At 42.3% G+C, this 2,135-nt stretch carries 3 protein-coding genes; 2 read left to right on the plus strand and 1 reads right to left on the minus strand.

Translation table 11 applies throughout. The features are described from left to right. A partial coding sequence (locus ACTXGO_RS12820) for a helix-turn-helix domain-containing protein (protein WP_443574802.1) occupies nucleotides 1-611 on the minus strand: 611 nt, incomplete at its 3' end. A 267-nt stretch (nucleotides 612-878) separates the two neighbouring features. On the opposite strand from ACTXGO_RS12820, the gene msrB reads away from it, so the two are divergent. Both msrB and ACTXGO_RS12830 read left to right on the plus strand, forming a co-directional pair. After that, a complete protein-coding gene (gene msrB, locus ACTXGO_RS12825; protein WP_317199986.1) occupies nucleotides 879-1,301 on the plus strand; it encodes a peptide-methionine (R)-S-oxide reductase MsrB in 423 nt (140 codons plus the stop codon). Nucleotides 1,302-1,444: 143 nt separating this feature from the next. Continuing rightward, on the plus strand, nucleotides 1,445-1,930 hold the full coding sequence (locus ACTXGO_RS12830; protein WP_443541414.1) for a glutathione peroxidase: 486 nt from the start codon (nucleotides 1,445-1,447) through the stop codon (nucleotides 1,928-1,930). Nucleotides 1,931-2,135 lie beyond the last annotated feature (205 nt).

Genomic DNA, 2,135 nt, shown 5'->3' on the forward strand with positions numbered 1-2,135 from the left:
TGCGGCGCTTGCAGACCAAAGGGCGCAGGATTACCGACGTTAAGCTTAAGTATACGTGTGCCTTCGCTCTCCATCTTGTTCGCCGTTTGCAGTAGTGGACCACGAATGTCGTAGCAGACGTTCTGTAATTTTTCTGACTTTTTAAGCTCAGGTTTATTTGGCGTATTTGTAGATAAGGTCATAGAAATAGTGCTCGTCATTTGAGATGGTAATTTTGTACGGTTAAAGGATACTGACTCGCTGGCATCGTTTTTTGTTGTAGAAGGTAGCGGTATTGGTTTTGAGATCGTAGACGTATTGTTTTTATGATTTGTCTCACTGCTGCTTTTGTCACCGCTGCCACTATCAGCGCTGGTATTGTCACCATTGGCATTATCATCATTGGCATTGTCACCACGTAGCAAGTAGCCTTCACTACATCCTAAAATACGTGCAAGCGTCGGTAGTTTCGACGATACAATGCCATTAGTACCGCGCTCCCAGTTAGAGATAGCGCCGCGGCTTACTTTCGCGCCTGCATCCGTCATCGCTTGCGCTAATTGCTCAGCAGTCAAGCCTCTATCACGGCGTAGCTGTGCCAAACGTTCCGCTTGTGATTCATGGTTTGCCATTATCAAGGTGCCTTAAATCGTTATCGATTTATCAAATAATAATGCAAGATATTATTGCATTTATAAAATTGATGCAAGCACTATTATTAAGCTTTGCAAGTATAACTTGCAAGGTTTATCAATTTTATTCAAAAGTTAAGCGTTGTATAGATTCTACGTGTGCATTTAGTAAACGTAGCTCAGCAAAACTTGTAAATAAGCAGATAACTACCATATCTTATCTATCAAAACGTTTATCAATTTGACCTACAATTAAAGGAATATAAGATGCAAGATAATCAATTAACCAAAGAAGAGATCAGCCAACTTACCGAAGCGGACTGGAAGGAGCGCTTAAGTAGCGATGAATATCATGTGATGCGTGAAAAGGGTACAGAGCGTCCTTTTACTGGCGTCTATAACGATGTCAATGACAAAGGTATCTACCGCTGTAAGGGCTGCGGCGCCAAATTGTTCGACTCTGATAGTAAGTTTGATGCAGGCTGCGGCTGGCCAAGCTTTGATCAAGGGATTGATAATGCGGCTATCGATGAGCACGTCGATGACTCACTCGGTATGCGCCGTACTGAAGTCACTTGTAGCAACTGCGGCGCGCACTTAGGCCATGTCTTCCCTGATGGGCCTCGTGAGACAACAGGTATGCGCTATTGCATCAATTCAGTCTCTATTGATTTGGATCAAGCTGAATAAGCGAGTATTTAAACGATTAAAAAGTAGTGAAGTTATCGTAACATTACGATGGCTTCGCTTTTTTTTTGCTATATTAACAAGCGTTTTATGTTAATACTTTATAAACGCAAGAAATTATTACGCCAAGCTATCAAGGAGCGACTATGAGCACGATTTATGATTTTAACGCCGAGCGTATGGACGGCACCTCACAAGCCTTTGCCGATTATGAGGGACAAGTATTACTCGTGGTCAATACGGCGAGCAAATGTGGATTCACGCCGCAGTTTGAAGGTCTAGAGACGCTTAGTAAGGAGTATCAAGAACAAGGATTAACGGTTATTGGTTTTCCTTGTAATCAGTTTGGAAGTCAAGACCCTGGTAGCAACGACGAGATTGGCGCATTTTGCCAAAAAAATTACGGCGTCAGCTTCCCTATGATGGCAAAGACAGACGTTAATGGCAAAAATGCACATCCTATCTACAACTGGCTAAAAGACCAAAAGGGCGGCGTGCTCACAGACGGTATCAAATGGAACTTTACCAAGTTTTTGATTGGTCGTGATGGGCAAGTGATCGACCGTTATGCGCCAACGACTAAACCTGACGCTATCAAAGCAGATATCGAAAAGGCACTGAACAACAAATAATTAAATGGTTGCGCTAATAAACGCAACAAAAACAGCTGCTTGCTAACAAGCAAAAAATACTTTGCTTAAAGTGGCGAAAAATATTTGACAGGCAGGCTTAAGTCTATATAATACACACCCACAGCAAGGGGCTTTGATAGTCTTCATGTTGTGGGAAGTTTTTCAAAGGGTGACAACTTTGGATGATAAGACTTTCGGAAATTCT

It is taken from the genome of Psychrobacter sp. T6-1 (assembly GCF_052258445.1).